This is a genomic window from Lactococcus sp. dk101, from assembly GCF_009601055.1.
Classification (GTDB): domain Bacteria; phylum Bacillota; class Bacilli; order Lactobacillales; family Streptococcaceae; genus Lactococcus.
This window is the reverse complement of the sequence record NZ_WITI01000001.1, coordinates 316280-333142: the sequence shown is the minus strand read 5'-3', so window position 1 is coordinate 333142 and position 16863 is coordinate 316280. Positions and strand designations below refer to the sequence as shown.

Sequence of the window (16863 nt, the reverse complement as noted above, 5' to 3'; positions counted from 1 at the left end):
CTTAAATAGTAGTTCAGTGTGACCCTTTAGATTCCGTTGCTAATTTTTCCGCAAACAGTGCCCGAATCAGCTGATTTGATTTTCCATAAATGAAGAATCGGTATTCTTTTCCGATATAAATAAATTGAACCGTCCATTTGTTAACTTTGACAGAATTGACATAACGTAAGTCAATCTGCTCTGTCACAAGACGAAAGTCCTTGGTAAAATGCACCACCGTGCCGACAATGAAAAAGCGGCGTTGACGGATTAAAAAGTAAAAACTAAGAACAACTAAAGCCAGTAAAATGGCAGTCAACCATGTCATTTGGAGATTGTTCTCAAAAAACAAAATCTGTTGAAAGGAGAGTAAAATAACCCACCACATCCAAGCCATTCGATAAGGCGCATTTAGGGGCTGAAAGTATCCTGCTTGCATTTATTTTACCTTTCCTTTTGATGATGATGATGAAGTTGACGTTGCGGGTAAGATTTGTGTGTCTTTTTCAGTAGCCGCTTTGATTTGTGCTTCCAAAAGGGCGTCATTTGTTGTAAACAAGCCAAGCGTTGTTTGGCCTTCATGCGCAGATAAAAGTGAGGTAGAGCGCGCATTGAGCTGTTCTTCTTCGTCTTTCAAACGTTTCTTGGTTTGATCGACCGTGTAAGAATAATCACTTGCACGGACTGGTGTAAAGCCAGCAGGCGTATAGAAACGAAGTAAGTCTTCTGTGTTGAGTGTGTCAGACATATCCAAAAGCTTATTGACACTGTCTTGAATTTTAGTCACTTCAAGTTCTTGTTGTGCATTCAAGACAAGCGGTGCACCCGTTTTGGTATCGTAATAAGTCGTTGCCGTCCCACTTGTTTTAGTAATGGTTGGTGTAACAAAGCCTCGATTACGAAGCGCAACATAACTGGCTCGATTTGAACTAAATAAATCTTGACCAAATTGAATATTAGTTGAAGTTTGAAGTCCTAAAAGGTGTTCCAATGTAGGCATTACATCAATTTCACCGGCATATTCATTACTGATATGTCCATCGGTACGCCCTGGAATATCAATCATGAATGGGACGCGTTGCATCATTAAACTATCATAATCTGTCCAAGTTTTAGGATCGCGCCCAAGTGCAGTCGCAAAAGCTTCCGTGTCTGTACCTGAGATACCATAATGATCACCATAAAGCACAATGACTGACTTTTTATAAAGTCCTGACGCTTTCAAATAATCAAAGAATTCTTTGACAGATTGGTCGAGATAATGTGCCGTTACAAAATAATTGTCAACAACCGAATCACCCGTATTTGTAGTGACAAATTTGGGATCTTCTTCTGATTTATCAAGACCAGTGTATGGAATATGATTGGTTACAGTCAAATATTTGGCATAAAATGGTTGCTGAAGTTGTTCAAGATAGGGCACAGAGTCTGCAAATAAGTACTTGTCTTTAATGCCCCAGGCTGTTTTATTGGTATCATTTTCGTTCCAGAAAGATTGTGAGAAGAAATTCTGGTAGCCCATATTGCGATACACATTGGTTCGGTTATAGAATGAGCCGACATTACCATGAAAGACCGCAGATGAATAACCAGCTTCTTGATTCAAGAGAGCAGGCATGGCTTGGAAGGTTTGAGTCGACCCAAGCTGAGTGAATAATGACCCCGTTGGAAGTCCAAAAGTTGAAGTTTCCAGCATGGTTTCAGCATCAGAAGTTTTCCCTTGTCCCACTTGGTTAAAGAAATTACTGAATGAATAAACGGATTTGTTGTTATTATAAAGTGAATTCAGGAATGGCGTTAATTCTTGACCATTAATTTTTAGATTGATCAAATCTTGTTGGAAAGACTCAAGATGAATTTCTATCAAGTTTCTATTTTGCGCAATCCCAAACATTTTGGCATTGGGTGCCAAATAGCGATCTGTTTTAATGTATTCTTCTACTTTTGTAAAATCTGATTTGGAAGCTAAAGAACGGGTTTGATTGGCCACATGTGTGTACCAACCATTTGTCGCAAGCCATGGGCCAAGGCCCAAATAACGCACCACGTAGGTATCATCGTACTGTGCTTGTCGCGAAACCAAACGGTGTTCTGTCGCATCTCCCGCCCAAAAATTCAAGCCAAAAATCATGAGCGACAAGGTAGTATATTTGAAAGCGTATGGCACCCCACGATAAGTGTCGTCCATCTTGAGCTTTTTGAAAACAAAAAGAAGAACAAAAACGATAATATCAAGCCAATAAATCAAATCAAGCATGTGGACAGGGATTGAAGAATAATCAAAACCATGACCCATCATTCCCGCACCACCTGAAATAGTATTGATGGATAAGAAATCTTGGAATTCTCTATAATAAAGGACATTCCCATAAACCAGCAGGCCGCCGAGCAAATCCATGATGAGAACAGCCAAATAAAAGAGCTGTTTTCTTTTGATATATAGTGTAAAACTCAAGAAGAAAGCCGTAAATCCAATGGGATTGACAAACATGAGAATGTAGTCGGCTAGATTTGAGCTATGTAATTGTTGGAATTCGGTGAAATAGGCAAGGACTGTCTTAACCCAGACAAAAAAGAGGGATACACCAAGAATTCCGAGACGAGTGTTCATTGAATGGATTAGTCTTTTCAATTCTTTCGCCTTTCTATACTTTAGTCATTAAAAAGGGCATTATCAGTAAAAATAAATAATGCCGTCTTGTATTCTTATTAGGTTCTCTATTAAGTATAAAGACTTTTCTTATGTGAAACTTAAATTTATGCTTGTTCTGAGAGTTTTACAGACATCATTTTTGAGACACCTGCATCAGCCATTGTAACACCATACATGGCACCGGCGGCCGCCATTGTTCCACGACGGTGCGTCACCACGATAAACTGGTTGCTGTTGTCAAAATGGTTCATATAATCACCAAAACGTTGCACATTTGCCTCATCTAGTGCTGCTTCAACTTCATCAAGAACCACGAAAGGCACTGTGCGCACGCGCAGAATTGCAAAAATCAAAGCCAAGGCAGTCAATGCTTTTTCACCACCCGACATCAAATTAAGACTTGATAATTTCTTTCCAGGTGGCTGAACATTGATTTCGACACCTGCTTCAAGCAAATTATCTGAGGTCAATTCCAAATCTGCTTTCCCACCGACAAACATTTGTGAGAATGTCGTTTTAAAACTTTCACGAATGGCATCAAAGGTTGTTTTAAAGCGAACGATGACTTCTTCATTCATGTCATCAATCGTTGATAAGAGTAGATTTTTCGCTTCTTGCAAGTCTTGTTTTTGACCATTCAAGAATTGATAACGTTCATTGACTTCTTCAAATTGAGCAATGGCGTCTAGATTTACTGGACCCAAAGCACGAATTTGGCGTTGGACTTGTTTTAATTCAAGTTCCGCAGCCTCTAAATCTTCAAGGACTCGCGCCTTATTGACTCCTTCTTCAAAACTCATTTCGTATTCTGTATTCAATTCGTTTTGTTTATCGAACAGGACTTGCTCCATTTGTTCAATTTGTAATTCAAGCCGCGTTTTTTGTAGATTGAACGTGTGACTTTGTTCGATAAAGTCGTGATTATGTTGCTCCAAATCTTCCATTTGGGCCACCAAATCTTCGCGTTCAAATTTCAGACTCACACTTTTAACATTCAAGGCTTGAAGCTTTTGGCTTACTTCTTGGAGTTGGCTTGCGAATTGTTGACGCGTTGCGTCGTCAAAATCAAGTTCAGGGGCCAACAAGTCAAGCAAGCGTGATTTTTCCTCGTTGAGTTGCTTAATCTCGGCTGACAAACGATTTTCATCAGTACTGACAAAACGAAGCTCGCTCGTCAGTTCCGACACTTTAAGTTTGGCCTGATTGAGATTTTCCAAAAGTTGTGTCTTTTGTTCGTTTTGCGCTTGCGAATTGGATTTGACATCCTCAAGTTGTTGTTCAATCGCACGTTTTTCTTGGCCAATCTTCTCCAGTTCTGCCGACAGACTTTCATTACTTTCCTGTAAGTTGTTCAGACTGGTTTGAACTTGAGCTGACTCTGTCAATGCTGACAAAGCGGTCAAATTGGATTTGCTTTCTTCTAATTGTTCAATTTTTAAAAGCAGACTCTTCTCATCAAAACGTTTTTCTTCGCCTTGAGCTTTCAAGTCTTCAAGCGTCCGTGTCAGGTTTTCTTTCTTGAATTGAACTGCTTGAACTGCTTTTTCAGCTTCTTTTAATTTTTCTTCTGCTGCTTGGATTAGTTTTTGCAGGCTTTCGATTTCGGCCTGTGTAAAGGTGGTTGAGTTTCGTTTTCCCGCACCACCAGAATAAGAACCGCCAGGATTAATCTGTGTGCCGTCCAGTGTGACGATACGCACGGTATAATTCATGCTTCTGGCAATCGCTGTCGCGTGTTCTGCTGTGTCAACAATTACCGTTGCCCCCAAAAGACTGGAGATAGCGGGACGTAATTTTTCGTCAAAGCTGACCAAGTTAACGGCTGTATCAATAAAACCAGGCAGCGATGAAATTCGGTCATAGGACTGAAATTGACGGCCTTTAATCGTCGTCAAAGGAAGAAAAGTGGCACGTCCAAGCCGTCTGTCACGCAAGAAATTGATGGCCGCTTTAGCTGCATTTTCATCACCTGTGATGATGTTTTGACTGCCACCACCAAGCGCTATATCAATGGCCGTTGTATACTTTGTGTCAAAAGTCAGCAAATCAGCGACAACGCCAATAATACCAGAAAACTGTGCTTGATTTTGCATAACCGCACGTACCCCTTGATAGAGGTTACTATGACTGTCTCGAATGTTTTCAAGACTTGATAAACGGGCTTTGTCTTTGTTGAGCTGGTTCATCTGGTCATACATTTCATTTTGCGCCAGGCGTTCTGCTTCTTGGAGCTTTTTGATTGCGGCAGTTTGACTTTCAAAATGTTGAACTAATTCCGCAATTTCTGATTTGACAGTGTCATAAGTTGTCTTAAGCGAGCGTAGTGATTCGGAGACGGACAAAAGTTGCGCCGTGTTCTCTTTTGTTGACTCATCTCGCGCCGCCATTTTCTCAAGTAAATTATCAATCTCAGCTTGATTTTTGGTGCGGACATTTGATTTTTGAGCTTCTTGATTGACCAAGTCAACAAAAGCTTCACGCAAGCGCTCCATAGTGACTTCAGGCGCTTCAGCCAAGCGGTCAACCTGACTTGTCAGCTCTGATACCTTTGTGTCCAGCGTCATTTTTTCGGCTGTCAGTACTGACAACTTCTCTGTTGCTTCTTTTTGTTGAGCAGACAAATTAAGTAATTTGGTATTTAACTCGCTCAAACGTGCTTCACGCTCTTTAGCCGACTCTTTTGACGAATTCTTTTGGACATCAAAAAGTTCGATTTTACGTGTCAAATCTGCTTTTAATTCAGTTAAAGACAAGGCTTCCTGACGAATTTTTTCTTGTTCCAATTCGACTTGATTGCGTTTGTTGCGCAAGGTCAAAAGCTCATCATCATACTGCTTTTGTTGACTTGACAAAGCCTCCAAGGCTTGATTTGCTGTCAGTAGTGATGTTTTCGTTGCTTCTAATTTGGCCTTTTCTTTTTTCAACTGACCAATCAAAACGGCAAGCGCCAAATCAAAACGTGTTGCGTCTAACGTTTTAAAACGCAAGGCAACATCTTTTTGCGCTTGCAAGGGAACTAATTGACCATTGAGCTCAAAAATAATGTCTTCCAGACGATCTAAATTGTCCTGAGTACTGGAAAGTTTAGACTCTGTTTCATGCTTTCTGCTCTTGTATTTCAAGACACCAGCAGCTTCTTCAAAAATGGCACGTCGTTCTTCTGGTTTCGAATTAAAGACCGATTCAATCCGACCTTGTGAAATAATCGAGAGTGAATCTCGACCGAGACCCGTATCTAAAAACAAGTCATGAATATCGCGTAAGCGACATTTTTTCCCATTGATCCGAAATTCAGAGTCACCATTGCGGTACAAACGCCGCGAAATAATCACTTCCTCGTCTTCGTCATGGTTGGGAAGATAGCCGTCTCGATTATCAAAGCTGGCAATCACTTCTGCAAAATTCATCGCATTTCGTTTTTCGGTACCAGAAAAAATGACATCGGGCATCTTCCCCCCACGCAATGATTTAGCTGATTGTTCGCCAAGCACCCAACGTAAGGCCTCGACAATATTTGATTTTCCAGAACCATTTGGTCCTACAATCGCTGTAACGCCTTGGTCAAAAGCGATTTTTGTGCGGTCGGCAAATGATTTAAAACCGACAATTTCCATTTTATTCAGATACATGCATTTGCCCTTTTATTGCATTTTCTGCTGCTTTTTGTTCAGCGAATTTTTTCGAACGTCCTTCTCCAGTTCCTAAAATTTGACCATTATTAGAGACTGCAGCCACAAATTTACGCGCATGTGCTGGACCAGTTTCTTCAAGTATGTCGTAAGCAATGATTGTTTCGCCATTGACTTGTAAAATTTCTTGAAGTTCTGTTTTATAATCAATCACTTTGACATAGTCGTCCGCTTTGATATGAGGAATGACCACCCGATAGATGAAATTCCGCACTTCTTCCATTCCTTGATCAAGAAATAAAGCTCCCAAAAAGGCTTCAAATAAATTCTCAAGGGTTGTTTCACGGTTTCGACCGCCCATTTTTTCTTCACCATGCCCAAGTTTTAAAAATTCACCAAACCCACAACGGCGAGAAAAATTAGCCAGCGACTCTGTCCGAACAATGCTCGAACGCATTTTAGACAATTCCCCTTCCAATTTTTCGGGATATGTCCGGTAAAGATAATCAGAAATAACTAGGCTTAAAGCCACGTCTCCCAAAAACTCCAAACGCTCATTGTTTGCAACCTTTGGGAGCCGTTCTTCATTTGTATAAGAAGAGTGAGTAAAAGCCTTTTCTAACACTTTTTCATCCGTAAATACGATACCAAATTCTGCTTTTAACTTCTCTTGAAGTTTATTCATGTTTAGAACCTCCATTTTTTTAGTTTACCTTTTATTATACCAAAAAATAGCTCAAAAAACGACTTAAGCACAAATAAAAAAACAGCCGTGGCTGTTTATTTGGTCAAATCAATACGTTTTCCAAGTTGGTCAATAATGAGCGCCCCAATCAGCAAGACAAGAAATTCGCCTGCAGCGATTGTTCCCCACATATAAAAGAAAGGTGTCTTGTAAACAAGCAACAATTCAGCCGCAATAATTGCCATGCCAAAAATTGCATCAAATACTGCAAAATAGACAAAGGCACGGTTAAATGGGCCAAAATATTGTTTCTTGTAGCGGTCGAAAAGCCAAACTCCAATCAACAAACAAATCAGGGTTTGTCCCGTCCCAACGACCATATCGACGACAGCAATGTTGGAACTAAATAAATTCGAAACGAAACAGCCGAGTGTAACGCCCCAAATGTATTTTTTGTTATAAAATGGCAAGAAATTCAAAATTTCAGATAATCTGAATTGAACGGGGCCATAAGCCAAATTATTGAGCGGGGGCATGACAGTCAATACCACGTAAATGGCAGCAACAAGCCCAATTTTTGCAATTTCCGCGACAGAAAACCGGTGTGTAGCATGTGTTTTATTCATATTTCTCCTTTATCGCAATGGCGAGTGTAATATGCTCAGGCAAAGGTCTTAAAGTCCTGAGGGTCATCAGATGAATAATTCCAACAACGGTATCTATTTTAGCAGAATAAATGAAAAATAAAAAGCCTGAGCAGTTGACTCAGACGTTTTAATTCCGTTTCATGAAAAAAATTAACCGATGACTGAACCGTTTGGTACACTTTCATCAACTGTCAGTACTGACAGTTTTCCGTCAAATTCAGCAGACAAAATCATGCCTTCTGACACATATTTTTTCATCATTTTACGTGGTTTCAAATTGGCAACAATTTGCAATTTTTGACCGACTAATTCTTGTTCATTTGGATAAAACTTAGCAATACCAGATAAAATGGTACGTGTTCCCTTATCCCCTGCTTCAAGTTCAAATTTAAGCAATTTATCTGAGCCTTCAACACGTTCGACCGCAACAACTTGCGCCACACGGATTTCAACTTTATCAAAATCATCAAATTCAATTTGTTTTTTATTCAGAACGAGTTCTTTTTCAGCTGGTTTTTCACCGCCACCGAGCATTTCGTTCGTGATTACAGCAATCTCTTCTTCACGGTCAAGACGTGGGAAAATAGGTTCTCCCTTAGCAACGACTGGATTTGTGAATGAATAACCGAAAGTCAAGTTTTCCAAATCAAAACGAGTTTCAGTCAAACCAAGTTGCGCAAAGATTTGTTCACTTGTACCGTGCATGAATGGTTGCAAGAGACTCGCAACCAAACGCAAATTTTCTGCTAAATGATAAAGCACATTGTTCAATTTTGGCTTATCAGAATCAAGTTTAGCAAGTACCCATGGCGCTGTTTCGTCAATGTATTTGTTGGTTCTTGAGATAATATTCCAAACTTCAGACAAGGCAACAGAAAATTCAAATTTATCCATGGCAGCGTGATAATTGGCCATTGATTTTTCAACAACTACCAACAAATCACCATCAAATTCAGTCGAAACATCCGTTTTTTCAATTACTCCGCCATTGTATTTGTTAATCATGGCAACCGTACGGTTCAACAAGTTCCCCAAATCGTTTGCCAAATCAAAGTTAATGCGGTCAATATAGCTCTCAGCTGTGAAATTGCCATCATTACCGAAAGGCATCGCACGTAAAATATAATAACGATAAGGGTCAAGTCCATAACGAGCAACCAATGGTTCTGCATAAATGACATTACCGAATGATTTAGACATCTTGCGACCATTGACTTGATACCAGCCGTGTCCAAAAACTTGCGTTGGTGTTTCCATGCCTAAGGCATGAAGGAAGATTGGCCAATAAATTGTATGGAAGCGTAAAATGTCTTTCCCAACCATGTTCACACCTGGCCAGAATTTTTTGTACATTGAGTCATCGCTAGAGCCATATCCAAGCGCTGTCACATAGTTAAAAAGGGCATCAAGCCAAACATAAATGACGTGTTTTGGATTAGATTTGATTGGAATTCCCCAAGTAAATGTGGTTCTTGAAACAGCCAAATCTTCAAGTCCTGGTTTGATGAAGGTGTTAATCATCTCGTTTTTACGAATTTCAGGTTGAATGAAATTAGGGTGTTCTTCATAATATTTCAACAACCAGTCGGCATATTTACTCATTCTGAAGAAGTAAGATTCTTCTTCAACTTTTTCCACTTCATGACCACTTGGTGCCATCCCACCGATGACATTGCCATCATTATCGCGGTAAACTTCTTCCAACTGACTTTCAGTGAAAAATTCTTCGTCAGAAACGGAGTACCAACCTTCATATTTACCCAAGTAAATGTCGCCTTGTTCAAGTAATTTTTCAAAGATTTTTTGAACTGCTTCTTCATGATAAGTGTCCGTTGTCCGGATAAATTTATCGTAAGAAATGTCTAATAATTGCCATAATTTTTTGACGTCCTCAGCCATTGGGTCAAGGTATGCTTTTGGTTCCATTCCTGCGGCTTCGGCACGTTGTTGGATTTTTTGTCCATGTTCGTCAAGTCCTGTCAAATAGAAAGTATCATAGCCCATCAAACGTTTGTAACGTGCTAAAACGTCACAAGCAATGGTTGTATAAGTTGAACCCAAATGCAATTTTCCGGATGGATAATAGATAGGTGTTGTAATGTAAAATGTTTTTTTTGATTGTTCTTCAGTCAATTTTCTAAACCTCCTAGGACGAGCAAATGAGACTCGCCAGAATTACTTCTCTCATTATATCAAAATTTTGTTATAATTAACTATACCAAAAAATAAAGGATATTAAAATGACAAAATATAAATTTATCTCATGGAATATCGACTCATTGAATGCTGCATTGACCGGAACTAGCGACCGTGCCGCCTTATCAATGGCTGTCGTTGATAAAATTGCCAGTGAAAAGCCTGATGTGCTTGCCATTCAAGAAACGAAGCTTTCTGACGATGATAAAAAAGTAAAGAAAATTTATGATATTTTAGTTGAAAAATTCCCAGAGTATGCCATTGTCCACCGTATCTCAACACCTCCTGCTCGTAAAGGTTATTCAGGAACCATGATGTTGTGGAAAAAAGTGCTGGGTGATCCTGTCGTTACTTTCCCAGAAATTGATGCCCCTGCACCAATGGATCACGAAGGACGCATGATTACGCTTGAATTTCCAGCATTTTACGTGACGACTGTCTATACTCCAAATGCCCAAGAAGGTTTGGCACGACTTGATTTGCGTGGCGAATGGGACGATCAATATCGTGCTTACCTACAAACGCTTGACCAAGAAAAACCTGTCTTTGCTTGTGGTGACTTCAACGTTGCCGTTGCTGAAATTGACCTGTCAAATCCTAAAGGAAATCATAATACTGCTGGCTTTTCTGACCAAGAACGTGAGAAATTCCAAGCCTTATTATCCGCTGGATTTACGGATAGCTTCCGCAAAATCCATGGTCAAATTGAAAAAAACTTCGCTTCAGGACAGAGCATTTATACTTGGTTTGCACAACGTGCCAGAACATCTAAAACCAATAATTCGGGCTGGCGGATTGACTATTGGTTAACCTCAAATCGCGTAGCTGAAAAAATCAGTAAATCTGAACCAATCGAAACGGGTGCTAGACTGGATCATCTGCCAATTCTTTTGGAATTTGACCTCTAAGCTGTCAGCGCTGACAACAAAAAATGAGCATACGCTCATTTTTTTTATAGTTCATTTTGATAAAATTCTTCTTTAAAGCCAATACTGACAACTTTTCCATCTTTTATCATCAAGGGGCGCTTGATGAGCATACCATCTGATGCCAACACAGTTGCGCATTCATCGGAAGTCATTTCTGCCAATTTATCTTTCAACCCAAGCGCACGATAAACAAGGCCACTCGTATTAAAAAAATTTTTGACAGGAAACTCACTATTTTCAAACCATTTTTGAAAATCTGAAGCCTGTGGCGGTGTTGCTTTTAAATCAATGGCTTCATATTTAATACCTCTTTGGTCTAATATGGCTTTTGCTTTCCTACATGTTGAACATTTCGGATACCAGTAAAAAGTGTACATCATTCTCCCCTGATCTTTTTATTGTTGATACCTTATTATAACACACTTTTTGGTGGAATTCGCACAGGCTTTTGTTTGGCGAAATTTTATAATATGCATCTTTATTCAAGTCCAGATTGCATTTTATTGGAAAGCAAGAATGAACCGTCCGATTGTTTTGTGAAGGTAAGATCGACGGATTTGTATGTACTTGCTCCCATATTGTCCCAACTGACATTTTTAATCGTAAAATCTCCTGATGTGGTCTCAGAGGAATGCGTCGCTTTTCCAAATTTTGTCGCAAGTGAATCATAATTCGTTCCGCCTGCTCCAGTTATCGTGTCGCCCGTTTTCAAAGCATTGTAATCTGCCAAAGTCCACTTAAACTGGTCATTGGCTTTTTTCTCCTGACTTGAAATCGTAGTTTTCACCTCGTTTCCAACTTTATCAAGTGCCTTTGAATACATCGATTGTGTGACCAAAACAATGGCAATCGCTCCAAGTGAAATCGCTACAGTAATCAAGGAAAGTATTTTCTTTCGCCTTAAATTGACAAAAAACGCGATGAGGCCTAAAACAAGACCAATGACTGCGAAAAATGCACCGACCGTGTTTAGAATTGGTAACCATGACATTAAAAGCCCAATACCACCGAAAACGAGGCCAATAATGGCTAAAACTTTCTTTTCATTTTGTTTTTCCATAAAAATCCCTTTCTATTTTTCAATTTACAAAAACGCTCTATCGCATTTTTTTATCAACAATCGCCCCTTGATTTCTTCTCGCAACATACTACTGAATGCCGTCAACCAATGTCCAATTGATAGTCGCTGAATAAGTCCCTTGATAGACTTTATTGGATTGTGTCTGTAATAATAAGCCCATTTGCGCAGATTGGGTCAAATTGAACTGACCATAAGATGGATTTGTCACGCCCGCTGATGCATTTGTAAATAGAGTCGTTGCTGCACTATTCAAAGGAACAAGCGAATCTGAACTGGATTGTAACCAAGCAAAATTAATTCCTGTAGGCAGATTGGAATTTTGAACGCTTGCTTGAAGCGAAAAGCTTGGTTTTCGTGCCGTTGCCATCATCGAAAACGCCATGTTTGGACTAGTCCCATTTCTCGACAGTAAAAGATTTGAAAAACTACTTGAAATCGGATAATTCCAACTCATGCTTGTGGCATCGGGCAGTTGCAAAAACGAAAGGCTAGCATTTTGTTTAACAAACTCTAATTGAGCTGCTGTCTGATAAGTTTTGACGTCATTGCTAGAAGCGACATGGAGGCCATTTGTCAGTGCTGACAAATCGTTCAGCGCGGCATGAAAACTACCAATCATGCCATAAACTCCTGCCGTCATGCTGGAAGTTAATTTCGCATTTCCACTGCTATCATAGGCATTGATATTGTAGCCCATGCCTGAATTATCCAGATTGTCAAGCTGTAAACTGATTGGCATTTGCGTGCTATCAGCTCCCAAGATAGAAGTCGTTGGTGTCAAACTAGAATTCAAGCGAACCAGATTGGCTGAGTTGATGGTAAATTTATCAATTGCCTTTGGAGTGTTATTGAATACTTGATAAGCGCCCGCATTGTAAATAAAAGTTGCCCCATTGCCAATCGTTGTCGTAAATGGACCAGAAGGCTTGCTAAAATCAAAGAAACCAGGTGCAGTAATCGTTGTATTTGACTGCGGGCCAAAATTCATGGTCAGCGATGACAAGCCACCATTTAGATAAAAACCAGTATTTGCTTGCGCCATTTTCCAATTCAAACTGCCATTATTGGTGATGGTCATTGCTGGATTATTTTCAAGCCACCAAAAGCCGCGAGCTGAATTTGGCAATGTGCTTGCATCAATCGTTAAACTTGCGCCCGCAGCAACACTGATAACCGGGCTTGCATTCGCCCAAATGATACCAGACCCTGTTGAATAATGCGTAATGGTCGTTGTACCATCTAAAACAATAATGCCATTTCCTTCCATGAATTCTTGCCCTGAATTTTGGTAGTTAAAGACATTCGTTCCAGAAAAATTGACAGGGATACCATAGTTATAAAAAGGTTGACCTCCATTCCCCCATGTTTTTATTGAACTCAAATCTTCGGTCACATTTTTGTAGGTCAAGCTCGTCCCGCTTAAGCCTCCTGTCGTGTACCAAGTCCCCCAATAATTATTATAATAACCCGACATGGTACCAATCCCGTTTGTATTTGGGACTGTGGTCTGGTTCGTCGTTCCAGTTGAGACCTTGTATTCATTTTGAAATGTGACTTTGCAATTATTATTTAGGCCGAAAGTTCCATTTTGGGTGCTGAAAAGTGCATGATTTCCCATGTCTAAAGTCACAGTGAGTCCAGCAGGGAGCTTGATATCGCCACCACCGAAAGTTAAAACTTGACTTGCCTTGATATAAAGTGGGTTGATGGCTGAGGAGGTCAGCAAGGTCCGCAAATCATCTCCTGCACTGACAAGTTGCCAAGTAATCCCTTGCCCATCTGTCGTTTGAGTAACCGTTGCTTGAACGCGGATTTGAAAACACAATAGAGTGACCAAAAAGCCGAATAAAATGCAAACTTTTCTATTCATCTCATCTCCTTCCACCCTTTAAATTGACTGATTTACATACCTTTCCTTACTCATTTTTCTCGCTTTTATTTTCATTATTATCTTCTTCATCTTCATCTTTCTTACGACGCTTCCATAAGAAGAACCAAAGTAAGAATAGAATAATCAGAAGGAAAAACATTATCATGCCAAGGAAAAGCCAAAGGGTATTGTTAATGGTAGCAATTCCCGTTACTACTGCTGCTGTTGCATTGATTGTAAATGGCGTCTTACTCTCAATGACACGCGCACCGTCTTCTACTTTGAGATGCAGATAATAGGTCCCAGGAACCAAGAGTATATCCATCTGAACGTTAATCGGTGTCGTCGTTCTTGGTGCAAAAGCACGATAATCAGAGCTTTCACTTTTAATGGTTTTCCCACTTTCATCTGTAACGAATTGCGTGACTTTCGCATTTGACAGATACGCCTGTTCAGAATTTGTTACCTTAGCTGTAACCGTTGAAACATTATTCTTGGCTTTATAGCTGGCGTCAGACACTTTTGGCTGCGCTTTGATGTCCTGATTTCCTTGCCGAATGATGACCGTATTGGCATAGCTAAAAGTATTGTGAATACCAGCCGTTTTGGAAGTTGTATCATGCTTCTTTAGATAAATCCCGCCCATGATTTGTCCATCAAAAGTTACATTTGGCATGGTTAAATGAATCGTTACCAGCGTTTTACTGTGCGCAGCCAGATGAATCACTGCTTGCCGTGGCTTAGCCAAGTCTGAAAAATGCAATCCGTCAACTTTTTGTCCCTCTGATACTTGCCCCGAATAGTCAATGATTAAATTTTGGTTGGTCAAGGCATTGCTGGTAATAACATCAAAAGTAACTGCTTCAGCCGATAAATTGCTAACATCAAGTTGAAGGGTTGTTTTGTCTCCGGCTTTTAGACCTGTCAAATCAAAATAACCGATGTCTTGGCTTTGAAATGGATTTTTTACGATGTTAACTGAAAATCCCGGTTGATTGCTTGCTGCTAAAGCGTTCGTTTGTGGAAGTAAAGTAGTGATAACTAAACCAAAAATGAGCATTATGGTCAGAATAATTTTTTTCATCTTGCTTCCTCCATGAAGTCATTGTCCTAAAAAGCCAGTCCAAAAAGGGCTAGCTCTACCAAGATTTACAATCGAAATTAAATACCTGCAGTCAGAGTATAATTTATCGTTGCTTTGTATGTGTCCACGTAAACTGAACTATTGGCAATCGAAATGGACGCTGTTCCTCCATCTGTCCTTAGCTCCCCTAAAGCAAGACCAGCAGTTCCGACTGCAATTTTACTTGTGCCTTTGTCAAGGCCAGTTGCGGCTACACCAGCTAAATTACTGTTTGCAAGTGTTCCTAAATTCATTGAAACATCTGAAGTAGTTAAACTTCTGGTCGTACCAACAAATCCGACATCCCCATTTTTTACCGAGGCTGTAACATAATAACCTGCATCTGGTCCAGCTTCAGGCAACCCTCGATAATCGTCAACAATCAAATCAGAAGTAACAGATACAGGTTGAGTTAAACCAGTTAAGCCTGAAGTTGAAGTGATCTGATGTGCACCAAAGTCCAAGTCTGGAACTTGGACAAAGCTAAGACTTCCCGCTGTAAAGGTAACGGATGCATATCCTGTTCCTGTCATTCCTGATACAGTATCTGCATGTGCTTTGATTGAAGTTATTCCTATGAGAATGAGGGCGGTTGCCAGTAAGAGTGGTGTTTTTTTCATGGTGTCATCCTTTTCTTTATGCTTTATTTTGTGTGATCAGTTTGTGATAGTGACGAAACATATTTCTTAGGGGATAATTTTCCAAATCTGCCAAAATCCGAATGACGCGTTTCATCAAACGATTTCCCTTGGCGCGATCTTCGAATGTGTAAATCCAGTAGCCCTCAGCAAATTTTAAAAAGACAGTATTGGTCACGTCCATATTTGCCGATGATTCTTTTAATAAGGCTTGACCTTTTTCAAAAAAGGCATACGCCACTTCTTTTTTCCCCAATTTGCAGAGTCTAAAAATCATCATGCCGATAATGCGAATGAAAATGACTCGAAAATCGGGCAAAATATGAAGATAATCATACTGGCGTGGGTGGCTGATGAGATCTGAACTTATTTTTATGACTAAACCAATCTCAAGTTGTTCTAACGTATTGAGAAAAAGGAGTAATTCATATCTGCCCCAAATTTTAATCTTCGAAAAATAGGTTTGAAGTTCTTCTTTCTCTGCCCTTGTGAGTAAGGTCACTCTCGCTTTTGCCGCAAGAGATAAGTCATATAAGCTCTCGTCAGCCGACTCAGCTAACTCTTTGTAAATGTTGTGAAGCCGTATTTGGTTATCGTTATAATAGGCTTGATCGATTTCATTAAATTTGATTAAAAAGTAATCCATCTCACGTCCATTTAGAAGCATGCCATAAAATTGGAGGGAGACGTGCATTTCTTGAAGTGCTAGATTTAACTTGTCAAAAGCCAGCATACTTTTGCCCGTTTCAAACATGGAAAGTGCTGATTTCGAAATCCCAATTCTTTCAAAATAAATGAGTGAAAGTCCGCGTTGCCTGCGTAACGCCCTAAACGTTTGTCCATATTTTTTATAGATCATCTCACTTCCTTTCTTGTTTTTTTGTCTCCCTTTCTTTAAATCCATCATATCACGAAATCTTTATAATACAAAATGCTTTTTGAGTTTTATATTACAGGAAAGTTAGGTAGAGCTGTTAAAATGTACGGAAAAGAGTGTAAATGCAGGTTTTTCTTAAAAATAATTATCCTTTTTAAGAATTTAAATTCTAAGATATTGAACAAATATCTTGCTCAAACTCATGAAAGATTTTATTTTTAAAAGAGTTAGATTAACAATTATGTGATAAATATGTTAAAATAGTAAAAAAGAAATGAATTTTATTAAAAATAGAAATAATTGGAGGGCAATATGATCTGGTCACTTATCGTCGGCGCTATTATTGGGGCAATCGCTGGAGCAATCACACAACGTGGAAATTCGATGGGCTGTTTTACAAACATTATCGCAGGACTACTCGGTTCTTGGGTTGGCCATCGCCTTGTTGGAAACTGGGGTCCTTCGCTTGCTGGTATGGCACTCATTCCATCAATCATTGGAGCAATCATTGTTATTTTGATTGTGTCACTCATTTTCGGGAGAAAATCATAAAAAA

The 16863-nt window shown here is 39.6% G+C and carries 14 protein-coding genes and 1 riboswitch; of the genes, 2 read left to right on the top strand and 12 right to left on the bottom strand.

What is annotated here, in order from left to right; translation table 11 throughout:
- Positions 1-13: 13 nt before the first annotated feature.
- From GHI45_RS01680 to metG, 6 genes are all read right to left on the bottom strand, one after another.
- A complete protein-coding gene (locus tag GHI45_RS01680) occupies positions 14-418 on the bottom strand; it encodes an EbsA family protein (RefSeq protein ID WP_147779418.1) in 405 nt (134 codons plus the stop codon).
- A complete protein-coding gene (locus GHI45_RS01675) occupies positions 419-2590 on the bottom strand; it encodes an LTA synthase family protein (RefSeq protein WP_147779463.1) in 2172 nt (723 codons plus the stop codon). It lies immediately after the preceding gene.
- Positions 2591-2736: 146 nt separating this feature from the next.
- Positions 2737-6261 (bottom strand): chromosome segregation protein SMC, encoded by a 3525-nt coding sequence (gene smc / locus GHI45_RS01670; RefSeq protein ID WP_147779417.1) that lies wholly within the window; start codon positions 6259-6261, stop codon positions 2737-2739.
- Positions 6248-6946: a ribonuclease III gene (gene rnc, locus GHI45_RS01665; RefSeq protein ID WP_147779416.1), complete on the bottom strand. Its 699-nt coding sequence runs from the start codon at positions 6944-6946 to the stop codon at positions 6248-6250. The genes smc and rnc overlap by 14 nt, the downstream gene beginning before the upstream one ends.
- Before the next feature lie 95 nt (positions 6947-7041).
- Entirely contained in the window at positions 7042-7572 is a 531-nt protein-coding gene (locus tag GHI45_RS01660; RefSeq protein WP_147779415.1) for a QueT transporter family protein, read from the bottom strand.
- Positions 7570-7678: riboswitch (PreQ1 riboswitch) on the bottom strand. Its footprint overlaps the gene before it by 3 nt.
- Positions 7679-7743: 65 nt before the next feature.
- Positions 7744-9726 carry a methionine--tRNA ligase gene (metG, locus tag GHI45_RS01655; RefSeq protein ID WP_147779414.1) on the bottom strand — a complete coding sequence of 661 codons (1983 nt, stop codon included), beginning with the start codon at positions 9724-9726 and terminating at the stop codon, positions 7744-7746.
- A gap of 107 nt (positions 9727-9833) precedes the next feature.
- Between metG and GHI45_RS01650 the strand changes: the two genes are divergently transcribed.
- Positions 9834-10697, top strand: a complete 864-nt coding sequence (locus GHI45_RS01650; RefSeq protein WP_147779413.1) for an exodeoxyribonuclease III — start codon at positions 9834-9836, stop codon at positions 10695-10697.
- A 44-nt stretch (positions 10698-10741) separates the two neighbouring features.
- Here the strand turns inward: GHI45_RS01650 and GHI45_RS01645 are convergent, their stop codons facing one another.
- The 6 genes from GHI45_RS01645 to GHI45_RS01620 all read right to left on the bottom strand — a co-directional run bounded on the left by GHI45_RS01645 (position 10742) and on the right by GHI45_RS01620 (position 16289).
- Positions 10742-11095, bottom strand: a complete 354-nt coding sequence (locus GHI45_RS01645) for an arsenate reductase family protein (RefSeq protein WP_147779412.1) — start codon at positions 11093-11095, stop codon at positions 10742-10744.
- Positions 11096-11196: 101 nt separating this feature from the next.
- Positions 11197-11778, bottom strand: coding sequence for an MFS transporter (locus tag GHI45_RS01640; protein ID WP_147779411.1), 582 nt, complete (start codon positions 11776-11778; stop codon positions 11197-11199).
- 88 nt (positions 11779-11866) lie between these two features.
- On the bottom strand, positions 11867-13669 hold the full coding sequence (locus tag GHI45_RS01635) for a hypothetical protein (protein ID WP_147779410.1): 1803 nt from the start codon (positions 13667-13669) through the stop codon (positions 11867-11869).
- A gap of 46 nt (positions 13670-13715) precedes the next feature.
- Entirely contained in the window at positions 13716-14753 is a 1038-nt protein-coding gene (locus GHI45_RS01630; protein ID WP_147779409.1) for a DUF916 domain-containing protein, read from the bottom strand.
- A gap of 77 nt (positions 14754-14830) precedes the next feature.
- Positions 14831-15412, bottom strand: coding sequence for a hypothetical protein (locus GHI45_RS01625; RefSeq protein ID WP_147779408.1), 582 nt, complete (start codon positions 15410-15412; stop codon positions 14831-14833).
- A gap of 16 nt (positions 15413-15428) precedes the next feature.
- Complete coding sequence (locus GHI45_RS01620; RefSeq protein WP_187230052.1) at positions 15429-16289, bottom strand: Rgg/GadR/MutR family transcriptional regulator; 861 nt, start codon at positions 16287-16289, stop codon at positions 15429-15431.
- A gap of 330 nt (positions 16290-16619) precedes the next feature.
- Between GHI45_RS01620 and GHI45_RS01615 the strand changes: the two genes are divergently transcribed.
- Complete coding sequence (locus GHI45_RS01615; RefSeq protein ID WP_147779406.1) at positions 16620-16859, top strand: GlsB/YeaQ/YmgE family stress response membrane protein; 240 nt, start codon at positions 16620-16622, stop codon at positions 16857-16859.
- The last annotated feature ends 4 nt before the right edge of the window (positions 16860-16863 follow it).

Excerpts from the sequence above, each read along its gene's own strand:
- GHI45_RS01640 (WP_147779411.1), bottom strand. The coding sequence starts at position 11,778 with ATGGAAAAACAAAATGAAAAGAAAGTTTTAGCCATTATTGGCCTCGTT.
- GHI45_RS01625 (WP_147779408.1), bottom strand. The coding sequence starts at position 15,412 with ATGAAAAAAACACCACTCTTACTGGCAACCGCCCTCATTCTCATAGGA.
- GHI45_RS01615 (WP_147779406.1), top strand. The coding sequence starts at position 16,620 with ATGATCTGGTCACTTATCGTCGGCGCTATTATTGGGGCAATCGCTGGA.
- GHI45_RS01650 (WP_147779413.1), top strand. The coding sequence starts at position 9,834 with ATGACAAAATATAAATTTATCTCATGGAATATCGACTCATTGAATGCT.
- GHI45_RS01630 (WP_147779409.1), bottom strand. The coding sequence starts at position 14,753 with ATGAAAAAAATTATTCTGACCATAATGCTCATTTTTGGTTTAGTTATC.
- GHI45_RS01680 (WP_147779418.1), bottom strand. The coding sequence starts at position 418 with ATGCAAGCAGGATACTTTCAGCCCCTAAATGCGCCTTATCGAATGGCT.
- smc (WP_147779417.1), bottom strand. The coding sequence starts at position 6,261 with ATGTATCTGAATAAAATGGAAATTGTCGGTTTTAAATCATTTGCCGAC.
- rnc (WP_147779416.1), bottom strand. The coding sequence starts at position 6,946 with ATGAATAAACTTCAAGAGAAGTTAAAAGCAGAATTTGGTATCGTATTT.
- GHI45_RS01675 (WP_147779463.1), bottom strand. The coding sequence starts at position 2,590 with ATGAACACTCGTCTCGGAATTCTTGGTGTATCCCTCTTTTTTGTCTGG.
- GHI45_RS01645 (WP_147779412.1), bottom strand. The coding sequence starts at position 11,095 with ATGTACACTTTTTACTGGTATCCGAAATGTTCAACATGTAGGAAAGCA.
- GHI45_RS01620 (WP_187230052.1), bottom strand. The coding sequence starts at position 16,289 with ATGATCTATAAAAAATATGGACAAACGTTTAGGGCGTTACGCAGGCAA.
- GHI45_RS01660 (WP_147779415.1), bottom strand. The coding sequence starts at position 7,572 with ATGAATAAAACACATGCTACACACCGGTTTTCTGTCGCGGAAATTGCA.
- GHI45_RS01635 (WP_147779410.1), bottom strand. The coding sequence starts at position 13,669 with ATGAATAGAAAAGTTTGCATTTTATTCGGCTTTTTGGTCACTCTATTG.